Source organism: Paenibacillus sp. CCS19 (genome assembly GCF_033239625.1).
Classification (GTDB): domain Bacteria; phylum Bacillota; class Bacilli; order Paenibacillales; family Paenibacillaceae; genus Paenibacillus_T.
This window is the reverse complement of record NZ_BTCK01000030.1, coordinates 46547-63446: the sequence shown is the minus strand read 5'-3', so window position 1 is coordinate 63446 and position 16900 is coordinate 46547. Positions and strand designations below refer to the sequence as shown.

Below are 16900 nucleotides of genomic sequence, written 5' to 3'. Positions count from 1 at the left end.
GAACGGAAAGGGGATAGTCCATTGGGCCAGGTGAGGCGAAGCATGTTACGCATAAAGCAAAGCGAACATGCGGGTATCGGTATAGCACCACAGCAAGTCAATAAAGTGAGATTATCACGGATTGCCTGAAGGGATGAGATTCCACCAAATTACGAATGCGTTAACCCATCTGCTACATGAACTTCAAGTATCACATAGAAGGGCGAGGATAACGGCATTTTGAAGAAACGGAGCGCAAATAATTGAATAGTAACGATACGACGTAATAAGGGTTCCGGTTATCTCAGATAAGCGGGACTCTTATTTTTGTGCGTAAAAAAGAAGAACCGCGAGTTACTGCGGCTCTGCGGTATTCGGTATTCATTCTATGTTCAGCCACGCCTTACCCAACAATGTCATACGTCGGCGTGTCTTCCGTGCATTCCTCTTCCGGCGATCGTTCGCCTTGCCAGAGCAGCTGCATCTCTTCGCATGTCGCCAGTAGCTCGGACAGCGTCCCTTCGGCTTCCACACGGCCGTCCTTCATGACGATTATATGGTCCGCGCGTGCCAGCGCTGCATGCCGATGGGAAACGGCGATGCAGGTCATATCCGGTTCGCGGAACAGCCGCGACCACAGCTCGTTCTCCGTCTCGACGTCGAGCGCGCTGGACAAGTCGTCAAAGATGAGCAAGTCGGCGCCGGTCATCAGCATGCGTGCCGTCGCGGCGCGCTGGAGCTGTCCGCCCGACAGCATGACGCCGCGGGGGCCGACGAACGTCTCCAGCCCCTGTTCCAGCGACTGCACATCCTGTTCCATGACGGCGAGCCGGATGACGCGATCGAGCTCGGCTTCGGTCACTTGCTTCCCCTGCGTAATGTTGTCACGCAGCGAGTCGCTGAACAGCCGAGGCACTTGTGGCGTATAGGCTGCCCTCGGCGGTCTTAGGAATGCAGCGGGATCTGCTACGCGGATTCCATTCCAGGTCAACTCGCCCGCAGACTGCGGAAGCAGGCCCAGCAGCGTCCGCACGAGCGTCGACTTACCCGAGCCGACTCGGCCCGTAACGACGAGAAACATACCACGCGTGAGTCGAAAATCGACGTCCTGGATGCCGTTGTTTGAGCCCGGGTACGTATAGGACAACCCGCGGACTTCCATGTTTTGCAACCGCTCCCCTTCAACGTGGGCGGTCTCCGGTGCTTCCGGCGGCTCCCCGTACAGGTGGATGTCGCCGTGTTCCGCGATGCGGTCTTGTTCGCCGGGACGGAATAGGACGCGCATCCGTTCGAGAGGTACCTGCAGCCGTTTATGCTGGAATACCATATAGCCGAATAAGGAAATGCTGGACGAGAACGTCCCCAAGAAAGACGTGAACAAGGCGAAGTCTCCGACTGTGAAGCGGCCGGCCTTCATCTCCGAAGCGCACATCAGCAGAATGCCGCCTGTGCACAGGCTAATGACATGCTGGTTAAGCGATCTCATCCATTGCTTGAACAGATTGTCGCGAAGCGCCGCTCGCCGCCTGTCTTCGTTTAGCTTAATGAATCGATCGGACACGCGTGCTTCGGCTTTCCCGAGCTTCACGGCTTGAACGGCTCCAAACGTCTCAGCAATGAAGCCAGTAATGCGGCCAGTCGCTTCACGATTGGATTGGGCATACTTGCGTGCGCGGTTGCCCGACAAGTTGTTGAGCAGCGTAACGACGATGAGCGGAGCGACGGCGACGCATGTAATCATGACGTTAATACGGAGCATGATCCAGACGCAGACGACGAAGTAGATTAAGCGTCCCCAGAAGTCGACCCACGACTCCACATAATCAACGGTTTCGTCCACGTCTTCGCGGAATCGCGTCATGGCTTCGCCTGGCGAAGCGGGCAGGTTGCGGCCAGGCCAACGTAGAATCCCGCTAAGCAGATTCCGTCGGAGCAGCGCTTGCAGATGATAGATGTAGGTGACCCATTGGAAGAAAGCGTAATAGAACAAGCCGACGCGGCTGAAACGCACAAGGGCGACGATTAACAGCGGGAACACGAGCCATAGGTAATTGTCGGAGCCGATTGCGGCCCGATCGAACAACCATTTCATGCCCAAGCCGATGCCGACGGGCAAGGAATGAAAGGTGCCCCATAACAGAGCATTGATGATATAGATGCTTGGGTTGTAGGCGTACAAGCGCTTCATGAATTGGGTGACGGTCATGCCAATTCCTCCTGTAGGGCGGATCCGAGCAGCCGGCTGTATGCCGAATCAGGATCCTCCGCCAATGCGGCCCTGGCTCCGAATTCGATAACGCGCCCTTGGCTCAGCACCATGATCTTGTCGACGTTGTCGAGCGTCGACAGTCGGTGCGCGATAATAATGCCGGTACAATTGGCGAGCAATTGATCGATTGCTGTCTGCAGTGTTGCTTCCGTAGCGGCGTCCAGACGAGAAGACGGTTCGTCTAGAATGATGAGGCTGGGACGGGTTAGGAATACCCGCGTCAACGCGAACAGCTGCGCTTGGCCGGCTGAGAGCGAAGTGCCGCCGCTTGTCAGGCGGGTATCGAGACCGTCTGGCATAGCGTCTAACCAGCGCCGGAGCCCAAGCCGCTCGGTTGTCTGCAGCACTTCTTCGTCGGAGATGTCGGCGTTGAATAGGGTTAGATTATCTCTCAGCGTGCCGTCGAAGAGCTGCACGTCCTGTGTGACCATGCCGACCTTGCGGTATAGCGCTTCGATCCTTAGGGAGCGAATGTCCACGCCGCCGATCCGAATCGTACCGTTGTCGATGTCATACAACCGGAGAAGCAGCCGACTGATACTGGTCTTGCCGCTGCCTGTACGCCCAACGAGCCCCAGACGTTCACCCGGTTGTAAGTTGAAGCTGATGTCGTGCAGCACTCGCCGGTCGGCTCCGTAGCCGAAGTTTACATCCTCGAATGATACGGACAGTGGACCGTCCGGGAGTGATTCAACGTTGCCCTCTTCAATTACGGTGCGCTCGGAGAGCAGTTCCCGTGATCGGCGCATGCCCGACTTTGCCTTCTGAAACTCCTGCAATTGGTTGCCGAGCTGTTCAATCGGGTCGTTCAGCATCTGCGTATATTGGAAGAAGAGGTACAGCGTGCCGAGTGTAATTCGATCGGCCATATACAGCCGAAGGCCGATCATGAGGACCATCGTGACAGCAAGCGTAAACAGGAACACGGTGGCATTCCATGGCGTAACGCGCAGCAGCCAAGCTTTGCGGCCGACTCGAAAGACGGCGCGCATCGCGCGGTGATATCGGGTCATCAAGCGCTTGGTTCCACCGTTCGCTTGCACATCCTCAATGCCAGCGATTCTTTCCTCAATGAGGCCGAATAAGGCAGCATTCGCTTGGCGTTCTTCTTGGGTCGTCTTCACGCCCAAGTTGCGAATCGCGAACATGACACCGATGGATACGGCGGTGAAGACCGTCATGGCGACTGCAATCGGCAAGCTGTTCACGTACATATAGCCGAGAATGCCGGTGAGGAGCACAAAGCTGCCTACAATCTGTACGAGGAACATCCCGAAGAAGTTGGACATGTGGGTGACGTCCCCGTCGATCCGCTCGATCATCTCGCCGGGCGTCTTCAGGTTGTGATACCGCATGTCGAGCCGGAGCGCATGTTTGAACAAGTGAGTCCGGATCCGATTCGTGGAACGCCAAGCGACGTCATTCCCAAGATAGTCGAGCGCAACCGTCAGCAGCTGGTTTACAACGGCAACGGTAAGATATAGGCCGGCCAGCGTGAGCAGGACGGAGACTGCGCCTTCTCCTATTGCTTGATCGATGAAGCGGCTGACAATCTGCGGTTGAGTCAGCTGCAGACCGATGGACAGCAGCAGGAGGAGAAGCAAGAAGGCCATTCGCCATTTGACGGGGCGCAGATAATGGAGAAGCCAGGATATCGAGTTTGCTTGTTGCGGCGGCATAATAGAGCTCCCTTCGCATTGTGATAGAGATAAGAAAAACCCCAGGCGAGTACGCCTGGGGTGAATATACGTATAGAAAATTAACGAATATACACGACGGGGTATGTCGGGTTACAACGGCGTATTCGATTGTATACTGCGGCGATGTTCCGTTGTTGTTGACGCATTGTAGACTCCCCCTTCATTGGTATTATGTGGAATAACGGATACTATAGCATGAGGCTGTCAGAAGCGTCAACCAATAATTGTTAGCGCTTCTCACAAGCCCCCACACCGACATATCCCCAAAACAAAAAGAACCGCACAATAGTACGGTTCTCGAATGTTCACATATGGCGCGCCCGATACGATTCGAACGTACGACCTGCAGTTTAGGAAACTGTCGCTCTATCCTGCTGAGCTACGGGCGTCCTAAAAACCTTGTTATATCAACGATTATTCAATTTGACCAAGAACAACAGACTGCGTTTCGACCAACAGTCTCATGATAATTATACACACAGTTTATTGTACCATAAATGCACCGTTACAGGGGTGCTTATATTACTCATTGGCGTTCGCATCGTGAGTAGTTCCAGTTTCACTTTACGCTACAACAATTACTCCTCTGTTAAGCCTTTCAAACCTCTTTAAGCTTTTTAAAGCCCCCTTAAACCTAAACCCATTCAAACTGTTTTAAACTAATTCAATGGCGTTACATAAACCCTTCGTTTTACTCCCCTACTCAGTCTTCCTCCTCAAATTCATTAATTACTCTGGATGCAATCACTATCACTAATAGTTGAAAGGGCGGCATGGTTTACAGATGCAAAGACCATTCACGCCACGACAGCGTTGAGAACACTTATAGCCAGCATCCCATATCAATTTTGGAGCGATACGAAAGAGGATGTAATGGCATTCAAAGAATGGATGTTCAACCAAGGACAGAAGCCGCTTCCATATATGAAGCGGGTTTTTCAGCTACATAACACTCTAAAATCGATTATTATCTACCCAGTTCTTTCGCGTCAGTAAAATCATTCAACTCAGAGTGGCTTCATTATCTCAATTTTGCTCATCCCCTATTTCTCTAGTAAATCATTGATAATATCAATTAGTATCCAAAATAGTATAAATATGTATCGACATAACGCTATTAGTAATGAGAGAGAAAAAGGGGTACATACCTCTTCCCAAAAGTGGGAACAAACCGACCTTTGCCAGTCATGGCAAGGGTTATTTGTCGTTCTCTCATCAATAAATCCAACAAATAGGGGATGGTTTTCATGAAGAGTAATGAAGTAAATGTGCATCAAATTGAGGATTTGCAAAGCGAAGAATGGCTTCCAGTAGTAGGTTATGAAGAATTGTATGCTGTTTCGAATCTTGGACGCGTCAAGCATCTCAGCAATAGTGCTAAATGCAAAGAACGGATTCTGAAACCTCAACTTCAAAGAGATGGATATTTAAGAGTCACTCTGTCCAAGAAAGGTCAAAAAAAGAGAGTCGCTATTCATCGGTTAGTAATGATTGCGTTTATTCCTAATCCAGAAGACAAAGAACAAGTCAATCATCTGGATGGTAATAAACTCAATAATAAACTAATAAACCTTCAATGGGTGACTCCAAAGGAAAATATCGCTCACGCATTCGCACATGGGTTAATCAAGAAGAAAAGCAACGCTATTTCCGCTACTCATTTGGACACAGGAAATCAACAGCAGTTCGAATCACAATCGGAAGCTTCAAAGACTCTTGGCGTGAGCATGAACAATATCTCTGGCGTACTTAATGGAAGAATAACGCATGTAAACAGATGGAGTTTTGAATATCAAAGTGGCAGGCAGATTGTCCTGCCACAGTTGGTATAACCTCTTATGCAGAAGTTTGATTTAATCTTAAACCAATACCTCACCCAATCCCAACCAACGAAATTGGTTGGGATTTTTCACATTACAAGGAGATGATTTTTTATGAAATTATTACTGGATGAGCAAGGATACACCCAAAAGCCACAGGGTATAGAAGCAGGAAAGATTAGTAACCGAATTGCAAATTGTGAAGTTGATATTACACTAGATGAATTAGCAACTGAAATCGTGAAAGGCAAATCATTTCTTCCTGCAACATTAAAGTCGATTGATGGAATAAAGAAGAGAAGAAAGGAACATTGGCTCAGTCAACAAGTTATTGCACTGGACATTGATGATGGCTTATCGCTCGATGAAGCTTTGTTTAATACATTTATCAAGGATAATGCGGCATTTATATATACATCATTTTCGCATTCACCAAGTAAACATAAATTCAGAATTGTTTTCGCACTTGATAAGCCTGTAACCCATTACGAACATTTCGAACGAATCTGGTCATATTTATTTACACATCTACCTTACGCTGACTCTGCTTGCAGAGATGGTGTAAGGCTTTTTTATGGTGGTCGAGAAGTTCATACAATTAATATGAGTAACAGAGTACCAGTAGATTCTGTCCTCTCCAAAAAGGGTTTTTGGTCGGACACAGAGTTAATATCTAATATGTCTGCTCAAAATCCCCCTTCGGTTCATACTATTGAATCACCAAAGAAACAACTATCAGTCATATCCAATCATCAATACGCAAATAACGTTGATGACATACGAGAACGGAATATTGACGCTCTTCGCTTCAATCTGCAACCGCTAAAAGTTGATTTATACAACATGAATGAAGTACATGACTACCTTAAAAGACAGGACTTACGCGAGTTCTTAGGCATCAACACCAGTAGTGGCTTTTGCGATATATTTCACGATGAATTAAACCCAAGCGCGAGTATTTTTATGAGCAGTCAGGGAAGCGAACACTACTTGTATAAGTGTCATAGCGAAAGCTATCCTTTCTGCGGAACGATCATTCAAATCGTAGAACGTTTGCTTAGATGCAGTAATGTTGAAGCAGAGAACTTCCTAATGTCTGTATATAACATTGACCTCATCGAGACAGAACTGCAAAAGCATATGAAAAGAACTCTCGACTCAAACAAACGATTGCTAATGTCGTTGGAACTAGAACAGTTGTATCCGTATTTCTTCAAGGTAATAAAACCATATCGAGAAGACCTATACATTCTATTTGATTTGGTCAAAGAATATCTTCCATCAGGAGATGACCCTGAAATTATGTTTTATCACTCATTAAGATCAATAGCCAAACAACTTAACATTTCTCCTGACTCAGCTAACAGAAGGATGGGGTTGTTTGTGCTATTGGAACTCTTTCTAAAGTATGACGAAGATAATATCCCACCTGAACTAATGAAAAAGTTCACACAGTGGCAGAATCAAAACAAATACAAGTATCGTAATTCTGTTTATGGTGTTCCAAGCTACTCATACGACTTATTGAGCGTAATTGATCTTAAATGCAAGAAGTACCTTGATAATGGCATGACACTCAAATCAATCAGCTATGAAGGAATCTATAGAAACTTCGGGCTTGAAGAAGCCAATAGAGTTTTTCCACAAGACGCGAATAAAGAAATCAATAAGTTAAATGAGGACGTTTCATTGCAACTTGAAAAAGTAATGTTGCATCATATTGAGACGTATGGATTTACAACCGAACAGCTTGTTTTAGAAGATGTAAAACTATACTTCTCAGGTCAACAACAATACAAGTCATCGCAACTAAAAAGATGCTTGGGCGAGATCATTGAGAAGTATTGTTTGTGTCGAAAGCGACTCGACAAGCCACTTAAAGAGAAACTGGGTTTCATTGGTAACGGATACCCTATCGTTATGATGTTCCAGCATGACTTGCAAAGACTAACAGAACACCATGCTATAAGCGCATGAGTAAATTGAATCAAAGTTTTATTTAGATGTATGCGGGGAGTCTCCATCTGACTCCCCATTATATAGATGCAGGTAAATACTCCTGTGGTTCATTATCAATCCATCCCAGAGTACCCATAGTCTGTGGCAGTCAGGGCATTTGAAAAAACTTTGCATATTAGACCGAAGCTACCCTTGGGTTTCTTCTCTAAACTCTAACAATCCCTCATCGAGAGTAATGCTAAGGAAATCTACTAGCGAAGAGGGTTTTTGGAACTGATTAAACATTCTTTCAAAAATACCCCCATGGATAATTTGTTTGATACTACCGTTCTCTATTTCAATTGCTTGTCCATTGTATTCAAATGCCTTTAAATGGCTTTGGGTATTATTAAGTCTCGCGGTTTCCCTTTTTGACATTAAACGTGCATTTACATTTTTACCCTCAAACATTTTAAGCCACGCATGAATATCTAGTGTCATTAGAATAAGTTTTTCCCCTGCAACAACTTTAACTTTATCTTCTATACTAAAAGGGTGTAAAAACAAAGGGTGCCCAACAGGGCTTTGGAAGAACGCTCTAATGTCAATTGTGGGAAAGTCAATACCCATACCTTTTTTCCAAGCATCAAAACCTTTATAGATCGGTATTTTAGTTGTATTATATACACCTACAGCAAGACAAGCGTCAATATAGTTAATTGAATAATTTTTTTTATTGACTTCTTGCAACATAGATTGTACAGCATCAGTAAAATGCTCCGTATAAAAGACGTTATCTATTATTTTTATGTTCCTTCCTAAACTATCTGTTCCCTCACCTTTATTAATAATTTGAAGTGTATTTAATGCAGTAGCTTCTTGTTTGACATACCGCAAAAATTGTTTTTTAAATTTATCATCTTTGTTTTCTAATTCATAATACAGTTTTCTCTCACACTGAAATTCTGAGTGTTCCTTTAAAATATCTGATATTTGCTCATTTACTTTCCCCTCTTTTAATTCTAACACACCAATTTTATCTCGATCTTTTATCAGTAAATCACCTATTTGAATAAAAGAAGTTATATCTGTAATTAAGGGAAATCTCTCATTGTCCTGTTTAAATATTTCTTCAACGACTTTTAAATCATGATTTAAATTAGAGTTATATATTTCCACTTGTGCAGTGAAGTTATATAACCTTCTAATCACAGTAATATCATTATGAAGTATTTGCCATGCAATTGTATCTGCAACTTTTCTTAATACATTCTCTTGATATTCTATTACTTCTACTTTTTCTTTAAGTGCTTCAATATTCTCCTTATTGTCTCGTATTCTGTTTGATTCTTTTATCCTTTCTCTAGTATTCTTTTTTTCTTCCCCTAACAATAATAGATTTTGAACAATTAAGTTTTGGGCTTTCATAAATCCTTTATGAACTTTCGAAATAAACTCTGTTACATGCGCTTGTCTTTTTAGAGCAACATCTGACACCTTAAATGAAACGTTTTTAATTCCATATTCTAATGTGAAAAATAATATAGATTCTAATTCCCTTAGAAATCTTTTTTGCTTCATACTCTCTCTCCTAGGTAGAATTATTAATTCGTAAACTAACTTTCAAAACTTGCAATATATAGAGGGAAAACTACTCCCATTACATAATGGAGTGGTTTAACAAAAAAACTCAGCACGCTACTATGTGTCATTTATTGGTACCCGACATTACACAAGTTTTCGACATACTCATTTCATTTCCTCCAAACTGACTCTAGAGCGAGCTTTAATCACAAGAAAAAAAGTCCGAATTAACGGACTTTGGTTTTCCTCAATATATCGTTTTCTAACGCCCAAATTCGGCTTGTATAGCTTGAATACGTTTTAGGAGTGAGTCTTTTTGCTACAGTGTTCAAGAGCAAGCTTACAATGCGTTCTAGCAATGTCTAGTAGCGTGGCGGTCATCTTCCATGGCTCTCTAAATACATGTTCTCATGGTCACTGCTTCACTCTTACATTGTGCAATGAGGAATTGTTTCTATATCTCTGGTTTTGAAGTACGTTTACAAGCGGACTAAAGTGATTGTGCTGGGAAATCAGATCATCTTTGTTCAACTGGATGTATCGGCGTGTTGTTGTAATATCGGCGTGTCCAAGAATACGTTGCAAGGAGAATATGTCTATTCCGTTCAGCGCAGAATGTTTGGCGTAAAATCTACGGAAGGAATGTGGCGCGACTGACCTAGTAATTCCAGCCCTTTTTACATACTTGCTTAGGTTTGTGCGAATACCATCTGTGGTCAATCGTTCACCGAAGTTGCTGACAAATACGACGTTGGTATCAAAGTGTCGCTGAGTATCAGTACATAATTCTTGGAGTAGACGGCTCATTTCATTGGATAAAGGAATAATGCGGTTCTTACGATTCTTATTCTTTACTGCTGGCAAGTTGATGCACCGAGAGACAAAATCAATATCTTCTATATCCAAAGAACAGACCTCTTGTACCCTCATTCCACTATCTACGAACAGCATAATCATCACGAAGTCCCTGAACTGAGCGAATGATTTTTGATTCGGCTGTTGCAATAGAAGCCGAACTTCTTCCTCGCTCAAAGATTGCTTTGTATCCATTTCGACTTTCATCAGTTTGATGCCGCTTACTGGATTCTTAATAAGCGTCTGCTCCTTAACCAGAACGTTAAACCATGCTTTTAGGAATCGTATGCGGATATTAACAGAGTACGGAGACAATCCACGCACATCATTGTTGACTCTGTGGTCAATGCCTTCATAGCGAACCTTTTCATATGCCAAGTAATTGATGTATGAGCGGATGATTGTGGGGCTAATGTCTTGCGCATGTAGAAGATCGGTGTAGTTCGCGTTCAGCCAATCTTGGAAGTATCCAAACTGGACATGGTATTCCGCTTTTGTGCGAGGTTTTACATTTTCAGCTTCTTTCACACTTACGAATAGCTTAAATGCTTCTGCGATGCTCATTTGAAACGGAGTAGTTATCGGACGCTCTGCAGACGATTCTTTCCGTCCAAGTACAATACGTTTTCCTTTACGACCTTCTGTGCTTTTTACAGATTCCATCTTCATGTCCTCCTAAGATGACTGCGGTAGAAGCGGTTCTGTGTACTTGGTCGGGAGGAACAACAGTCTCGCAAGGTTTGGAGCAACAGTTTGCCCGTTATTGAAGAGGAAACTGTGAGTCCGATTTGTCCTGATAAAAAACAAAAAACCTTGCAATAACAAGGTTTACGAAGAAATGGCGCGCCCGATACGATTCGAACGTACGACCTGCAGTTTAGGAAACTGTCGCTCTATCCTGCTGAGCTACGGGCGCGCAGTACTTCATATTTTACCATGGGTGGTCTGTACGGCGCAACTTCATTACATACGACGAATGGAGATGGGCGTACATCCATTTACTTTTCTGCACCCAACTGTTATACTAAATATATAACACATACAATAAACATGACAGTGGGGAGTTGTCCGTCTATGTTTGTTCGGATCGATCTGGAGTCGGACGTACCGATTTATACACAGCTTACGAATCAGATCATGGAAGGGATCGCAACGGGAGAGCTTAAGCCGGGAGAGGCGCTGCCCTCGGTGCGGTCGCTGGCGGCGGATCTTGGGATTAATCTGCACACCGTTAACAAAGCCTATACGATATTGAAGGACAGCGGGTTCATCCAGATTCATCGGCAAAAAGGCGCCGTCGTGCAATCCGGCGGCATGCCGCCTGCAGACGATGCGTATAAGGAGCGGCTGGCGGAGGCATTGCGGCCGATGGCTGCAGAGTCGCTGGGCCGCGGGATGTCATTGGAGGATTGGCTGGCGATCTGCCGCGCATCCTTCGAGCAGTTGAAAGCCAAGCGTGAAGGGGGACCTATCTCATGAACAGTGTGACGCAATGGATCGTTAGTCTAATCCCATTCCTGCTCGTAGCGGTCGCGTTGGGAGCAACGCCATACGCTTCGCTGCGGACGCCGTTCGGCGTAGCCGTTCCGACGGACGAGCGCAATCATCCGGCAATCCGGGCAATGCGCAAATCGTATGCGCTTGCGGTGTCCGCTGCGGCTGTCGTTGCAGCTCTTCTCGTTGTGCTGCTCAGCAGCACGGGCGTAATTGATAACACTAACAACTTATCCACAAGTGCAGGAAGCTTCAACGAAGCGCCACCGCTGCTTGGGGTAGGGGCAACATTGCTGCTGCTGCTCGTAGGTTTCGCGATGTTCGTCACGTATCATCGCCGCATGCTGGCGTTGAAGGAGCAAGAGGGCTGGCAGAAGCGAATGAATAACCGCTATGCCGCGGCGCAGCTTTCTTTTCACAATGGTCCAGTCGCTTACGGTATCGTCTGGTTTATCCCTCATATGATTGTTATTGCAGCCTGCGCCTTTGTTGCGATACTGTCGTATGATTCCTTGCCAGCTGTCATTCCGACGCACTTCGATTGGGACGGAACGGTGACGGATTCGAGCGCGAAGTCATGGAGCTCCGTTCTCTCGCTGAACTTGATCCAGCTGGTGATGACCGTCATCATGGTGTTTGTGAACTGGTCGATCCGCTGGAGCCGCGCTTCGCTCGATCCGAATAAGCCGGAGCAGTCCGCGCAAGCCGAACGCAAATACCGGCGCAGCACGTCGCTCTTCGTTCTCGTATTGAGCTTCCTGCTCGTTCTGATGATGGGCTGGGTGCAAGCGGTCTCGCTGTATGAGGGCAAGATGGCAGGCAGTCTGGTAATCGTCAGCATGCTGCCGCTTATTGTAGCGGGCGTATGGATGGTCCGTCTATTCCGAATGAACCGCGAACGCAGCCAATTTGACCGGATCAGCCGCGACCAGGACCGGCACTGGAAACTGGGTAGTTTGTACTGGAACCCGGAAGACCCAGCGATCTTCATCGAGAAAAGGTCGGGGATCGGCTGGACGATGAATTGGGCCAAACCATCCGCGTGGCTAGTTATGTTCGGCCCGATCATTCTTATTGTACTCGTTTCACTCTTCGGGACAGACATTATGGTAAGAAAATCGACGGGACTTGGCTGGACATTTGACTTTACACAGCCGCTGACTTGGGTGCTGCTTGCACTAATTGGCATAATCGTTGCAGGCGTTCTGTTGACGAGACGTTTTCGGGGAAGGTAAAAGAAATGAAAGGTGAAAAGTCCTACTTATCGTATACATTTGTCGAAAAATATGAGGTTTTTTCCCAAATCATTCGACAGATTCCAACACACGATCTGGATATCGTTCGTTATAATGAGTTAGATAACTAACACCAGAGTGGTCTAAACGATAGGAGCGAGCCTAGAGCGTGTGTCATGGATAAGAATGAACTGCTCACCCAACTTCAAGCGCTCCGTCTGAAGCTTAATGAAATGGCTGAAGAGCGGGGGAATTTGACGGACCCGGATGTACTTGCTGTCAGTGAGGAAGCGGATCGTATCATTCTTGTTTTGCAGCAAATGCATATGAAAGGGAGATCATGCGCGGCCGCGCCGCGCAACTCCGTATGATAGCTGCAGCTGCCGCTACCCGCGTTTATTACGTAGTTTTCGGAAGAATGCAGTAAGCAAGGTAGCACACTCCTCTTGCATGATCCCGCTAGTGAGCTCCGTTTCATGATTGAAACGGGGCTCTTGCAGCAGGTTCATCAACGTCCCCGCACATCCCGCCTTCGGATCATGCGTTCCATATACGACACGTTTCACACGCGATTGCACAATCGCGCCAGCGCACATCGGACAAGGCTCAAGCGTCACGTACAGCGTGCAGTCGAGAAGACGCCAAGCTTCAATGTGCTGGCTCGCTTCCCGGATCGCAATCATCTCCGCATGGGCTGTTGCATCGTGCCCTGTCTCCCGTAAGTTATACCCGCGACCAATTACCTCGCCATTCCGTACGATGACCGCACCGATCGGCACTTCGCCAATCGCTTCCGCTTTGCGGGCTTCCTCTATTGCTTCGGCCATCCAGCGCCGATCTTCTTCTCGTTCAAACCGCTGCGCAGTTTCATTCACTTCCACTATGGTTCACCTCGCCTATATTGCCTATATTGTAACCCGAAATAGTTCCTCTGACGAGGTTATACCCATTTCGACGAGCTCGCTATGTCGAACAAAATCGAATTATGCCACGAACAAACATTCGTTGTTAACACCATGTGCATAGTTATGTGGATAACTGGGGATAAATCGGTCTAGTTGTCCACTTATTCATCCACAACTTGTGCGGAACTGTGGGTAACCATGTGGATAATGTGAGTAAAATGTGTGCAACGCCCCTTTTTTACACAATTCATGCACACATAATCTGAGGATAATTGGGGATGAAATGTTAACGCAAGCAGTCATTTGCCTAGTCGCTTTCATTTGATGGAAAATATGGTATGATGCAAATATAGAGAATTATAGCGAAAATGAGCGAAAAACAGAAAATAAAGGATGTGTCGTGCTGTGTCGGTCAAGCAAAAACTTACGCTGATCATCGCCGGTATCATATTCGTCCTTCTAGCCGCACACTTGGTTCATCTTCGGATGACGTCTACTTATAATTTGAAGGAAGAAGCCTCTCTCTATCTGGAGGATGTATCAACTAGGTTGTCAGACGAAGCCGCTATAGAGAATTACATAACCTCGGTGGGAACGCCTCACAGTCTCGTTGTGGATGATGTGATGGAGATGAGCGCGTTCCGTCTGGTAGAAGGCCAGCCTGTTCTTATCTATGGCAGCTTCAAGCTGAATCGGGGACATAGCGAGTTGGATAGAGTCAAGCGCACGGTGGAGAAGACCGAGTTGTCCAAGGACGCCCGGCTCGCGGATGGAACCCACGTTATGATCTATTATAAGAAGCTTGACCTCGAGGAACCGACGGTTGTTCGTACCGTGCTCAATCTGAAGAGCGTGGATACGCTTGTGCGCAAGCAGATGACCGAACAAATTCTGCTCTCCGCCGTTCTGCTTATCGTGATGACGCTCATGGCTTATCTGCTGCTCGGACGCGTATTCCGGCCGCTAGATACGATCGTATGGAAGATCGGGAAGCTGTCTAATGCGCAGTTCGATGATATGATCCCGGTCAAAGGCCGTGACGAGTTCGGTCAGCTGTCTCTACAGATGAATAATATGTCCAAAAACATCAGCGTTTATATGAATAAGCTCAAATTCGCCTTTGAAGAAAACCGCGCAATGAAAGATCATCTGGAATCGTTCATTAATCATACGACGGACGCGATTCATGTAGTGGATTTGAATGGCCGCATTCTGTCGGTCAACCATGCCTTCACCCAGATGTTCGGGTACAAGGAGTCGGAGGCCGTCGGGTTCAACCTGCGGCTGGTTCCTGTCGAGCTGGAGCAGGAAGAACAGAAGGCGAAGGATGCGATGCTGGCTGGCAAGGTGCTGCCGCCGATTGAATCTGCGCGAGTAACGAAGAACGGCGACCGGATTGCCGTCAGCGTGACGACCTCGCCGATTCGCGATGCGGCAGGCACTGTCCGTGCGATTGCGAGCATTACGAGAGATATGACGAGCCGTAACAAAATGGAGGAGCTGCTCAGACGATCGGAGAAACTGACGACGGTCGGCCAACTTGCCGCAGGCGTTGCGCATGAGATCCGTAACCCGTTGACGACGCTGAAGGGCTTCCTGCAGTTGCAGCGCCAGACGAACAAGCTGAACATCAATCATGTAGAGATGATGATGGCGGAGCTTGACCGAATCAATCTAATCGTTGGAGAGTTCCTCATACTCGCGAAGCCGCAAGCGACGAAGTTCGAGGTGAAGGATATCCGCTACATCATGGGCGATGTGCTGTCGCTGCTGGACAGTCAGGCTCATTTGCACGGCATCATATTCAAGTACGAGTTCCCGGACGATCCATGCTATATTTCGTGTGAAGAGAATCAGTTGAAGCAAGTATTTATTAATTTGCTCAAAAATGCGATGGAGTCCATGCCGCGCGGCGGGACGATCTCCATCATAGGTGGCAGGGGGGACAATCGCGACGCGGTTATTACGATTACCGACGAGGGCTGCGGAATACCGGAGGAGATGATTCGGAAGCTGGGCGATCCGTTCGTTACGGGGAAGGAATCCGGCACCGGTCTTGGCATTATGATCAGCCAGCGGATTATTCAGAGTCATCGCGGTACGCTGGAGTTCAAGAGCCAGCTTGAAGTCGGTACAACGGCTATAATCAAACTCCCTTGCGGCGACTCCGTTATAGAGCTGCAGGCCGAGAGTGACATGATGGAAGCCATGCGACATATTTCATAGATGTTCTGTGCGTCGAGGCGGTCTCGATTGACGAGCCGAAATCAGGTACAATAGACGATACAGATCGTTAGAATTGAATGCGGCATATGAAGGATGGGATCGGCACGTGGAACGGAATCAATCACGATCCGCTCCTGCAATGGAGTATCGGGCGCTTCTAGTGGGCGCTACGGGCCTGGTGGGCAGCGCACTGCTTAGAAGACTGCTGGCGGAGCCGCATTGCATCAGCTTGACTGTACTGGCCAGACGGCCGCTGGATGGCGCATCTGGACGGGTAGTTGCAGCTGCAGGAGCGAATGTGGGCAAGCTGCGGGTTATCGTCGCTGATTTCGACCGCATGTATGAAGCGTTGTCCGACGTCGAGGCAGATGTCGTCTACTGTGCGCTCGGTACGACCATACGGAAGGCGAAGACGAAGGAAGCGTTCCGTAAAGTCGATCTCGACTACCCGCTGGTGTTGGGCGAGTGGGCGAAAGCTCAGCGGGTACGCAAGTATGTGGCCGTTACTGCGATGGGCGCTTCGACGACGTCGCCGTTTTTCTACAGCAGGGTGAAGGGAGAGCTCGAGGAGGAGCTGGCAGAGCTGAAGCTGCCGGAGCTTCACTTGTTCCGTCCATCGTTGCTGCTCGGCAAACGGCAGGAGGTGCGCCTTGGCGAGTTATTCGGCTCCTGGGCCGCGCTGGCGATTCGTCCGCTCATGATGGGCGCGCTGAAGCGTTATCGGCCGATTAGCGGCGATACAGTCGCTGCAGCGATGCTGCAGGCAGGATCGCGTACCGCTACGGAAGGCGTATATGTGTATAACTCTGCGGATACAGCGGAGCTCGGCGCTCCATCGCAAGGAAACGGCGGCAGCATGAATGATAGTACGGATAGCGGCATGATGGGGTGAAGA

Annotated in this window: 12 protein-coding genes and 1 tRNA gene; 7 read left to right on the top strand and 6 right to left on the bottom strand. The window is 47.4% G+C overall.

Features of this window, described 5'->3' with window-relative positions:
* Positions 1 to 382: 382 nt before the first annotated feature.
* Positions 383 to 2185, bottom strand: coding sequence for an ABC transporter ATP-binding protein (locus tag SBI19_RS19460; RefSeq protein WP_317971199.1), 1803 nt, complete (start codon positions 2183 to 2185; stop codon positions 383 to 385).
* Complete coding sequence (locus SBI19_RS19455) at positions 2182 to 3927, bottom strand: ABC transporter ATP-binding protein (protein WP_317971198.1); 1746 nt, start codon at positions 3925 to 3927, stop codon at positions 2182 to 2184. Before SBI19_RS19455 ends, SBI19_RS19460 begins: the two co-directional genes overlap by 4 nt.
* Positions 3928 to 5195: 1268 nt before the next feature.
* Between SBI19_RS19455 and SBI19_RS19450 the strand changes: the two genes are divergently transcribed.
* Both SBI19_RS19450 and SBI19_RS19445 read left to right on the top strand, forming a co-directional pair.
* Positions 5196 to 5780 carry an NUMOD4 domain-containing protein gene (locus tag SBI19_RS19450; RefSeq protein ID WP_317971197.1) on the top strand — a complete coding sequence of 195 codons (585 nt, stop codon included), beginning with the start codon at positions 5196 to 5198 and terminating at the stop codon, positions 5778 to 5780.
* Between the two features lie 102 nt (positions 5781 to 5882).
* Entirely contained in the window at positions 5883 to 7745 is a 1863-nt protein-coding gene (locus SBI19_RS19445; protein ID WP_317971196.1) for a hypothetical protein, read from the top strand.
* A 168-nt stretch (positions 7746 to 7913) separates the two neighbouring features.
* On the opposite strand, the gene SBI19_RS19440 is transcribed toward SBI19_RS19445, so the two are convergent.
* From SBI19_RS19440 to SBI19_RS19430, 3 genes are all read right to left on the bottom strand, one after another.
* On the bottom strand, positions 7914 to 9287 hold the full coding sequence (locus tag SBI19_RS19440) for a hypothetical protein (protein ID WP_317971195.1): 1374 nt from the start codon (positions 9285 to 9287) through the stop codon (positions 7914 to 7916).
* Positions 9288 to 9704: 417 nt separating this feature from the next.
* Positions 9705 to 10808, bottom strand: coding sequence for a tyrosine-type recombinase/integrase (locus tag SBI19_RS19435; protein WP_317971194.1), 1104 nt, complete (start codon positions 10806 to 10808; stop codon positions 9705 to 9707).
* A gap of 176 nt (positions 10809 to 10984) precedes the next feature.
* Positions 10985 to 11061 (bottom strand) — tRNA-Arg (locus SBI19_RS19430).
* A 158-nt stretch (positions 11062 to 11219) separates the two neighbouring features.
* On the opposite strand from SBI19_RS19430, the gene SBI19_RS19425 reads away from it, so the two are divergent.
* The 3 genes from SBI19_RS19425 (at position 11220) to SBI19_RS19415 (ending at position 13245) form a co-directional block, all read left to right on the top strand.
* Entirely contained in the window at positions 11220 to 11624 is a 405-nt protein-coding gene (locus tag SBI19_RS19425; protein WP_317971193.1) for a GntR family transcriptional regulator, read from the top strand.
* A complete protein-coding gene (locus SBI19_RS19420) occupies positions 11621 to 12874 on the top strand; it encodes a DUF1648 domain-containing protein (protein ID WP_317971192.1) in 1254 nt (417 codons plus the stop codon). Before SBI19_RS19425 ends, SBI19_RS19420 begins: the two co-directional genes overlap by 4 nt.
* A 176-nt stretch (positions 12875 to 13050) precedes the next feature.
* Entirely contained in the window at positions 13051 to 13245 is a 195-nt protein-coding gene (locus SBI19_RS19415) for a Spo0E family sporulation regulatory protein-aspartic acid phosphatase (protein ID WP_317971191.1), read from the top strand.
* A 15-nt stretch (positions 13246 to 13260) separates the two neighbouring features.
* On the opposite strand, the gene tadA is transcribed toward SBI19_RS19415, so the two are convergent.
* Entirely contained in the window at positions 13261 to 13755 is a 495-nt protein-coding gene (gene tadA, locus SBI19_RS19410; protein ID WP_483312315.1) for a tRNA adenosine(34) deaminase TadA, read from the bottom strand.
* Between the two features lie 429 nt (positions 13756 to 14184).
* Between tadA and SBI19_RS19405 the strand changes: the two genes are divergently transcribed.
* On the top strand, positions 14185 to 16005 hold the full coding sequence (locus SBI19_RS19405) for a PAS domain S-box protein (protein WP_317971190.1): 1821 nt from the start codon (positions 14185 to 14187) through the stop codon (positions 16003 to 16005).
* 106 nt (positions 16006 to 16111) lie between these two features.
* Positions 16112 to 16897, top strand: coding sequence for an NAD-dependent epimerase/dehydratase family protein (locus SBI19_RS19400; protein WP_317971189.1), 786 nt, complete (start codon positions 16112 to 16114; stop codon positions 16895 to 16897).
* Positions 16898 to 16900: the final 3 nt, after the last annotated feature.

What these genes read in the sequence shown, in the direction of transcription:
- SBI19_RS19460 (WP_317971199.1), bottom strand. Translation starts at nt 2,185, where the DNA reads ATGACCGTCACCCAATTCATGAAGCGCTTGTACGCCTACAACCCAAGC.
- SBI19_RS19455 (WP_317971198.1), bottom strand. Translation starts at nt 3,927, where the DNA reads ATGCCGCCGCAACAAGCAAACTCGATATCCTGGCTTCTCCATTATCTG.
- SBI19_RS19450 (WP_317971197.1), top strand. Translation starts at nt 5,196, where the DNA reads ATGAAGAGTAATGAAGTAAATGTGCATCAAATTGAGGATTTGCAAAGC.
- SBI19_RS19445 (WP_317971196.1), top strand. Translation starts at nt 5,883, where the DNA reads ATGAAATTATTACTGGATGAGCAAGGATACACCCAAAAGCCACAGGGT.
- SBI19_RS19440 (WP_317971195.1), bottom strand. Translation starts at nt 9,287, where the DNA reads ATGAAGCAAAAAAGATTTCTAAGGGAATTAGAATCTATATTATTTTTC.
- SBI19_RS19435 (WP_317971194.1), bottom strand. Translation starts at nt 10,808, where the DNA reads ATGGAATCTGTAAAAAGCACAGAAGGTCGTAAAGGAAAACGTATTGTA.
- SBI19_RS19425 (WP_317971193.1), top strand. Translation starts at nt 11,220, where the DNA reads ATGTTTGTTCGGATCGATCTGGAGTCGGACGTACCGATTTATACACAG.
- SBI19_RS19420 (WP_317971192.1), top strand. Translation starts at nt 11,621, where the DNA reads ATGAACAGTGTGACGCAATGGATCGTTAGTCTAATCCCATTCCTGCTC.
- SBI19_RS19415 (WP_317971191.1), top strand. Translation starts at nt 13,051, where the DNA reads ATGGATAAGAATGAACTGCTCACCCAACTTCAAGCGCTCCGTCTGAAG.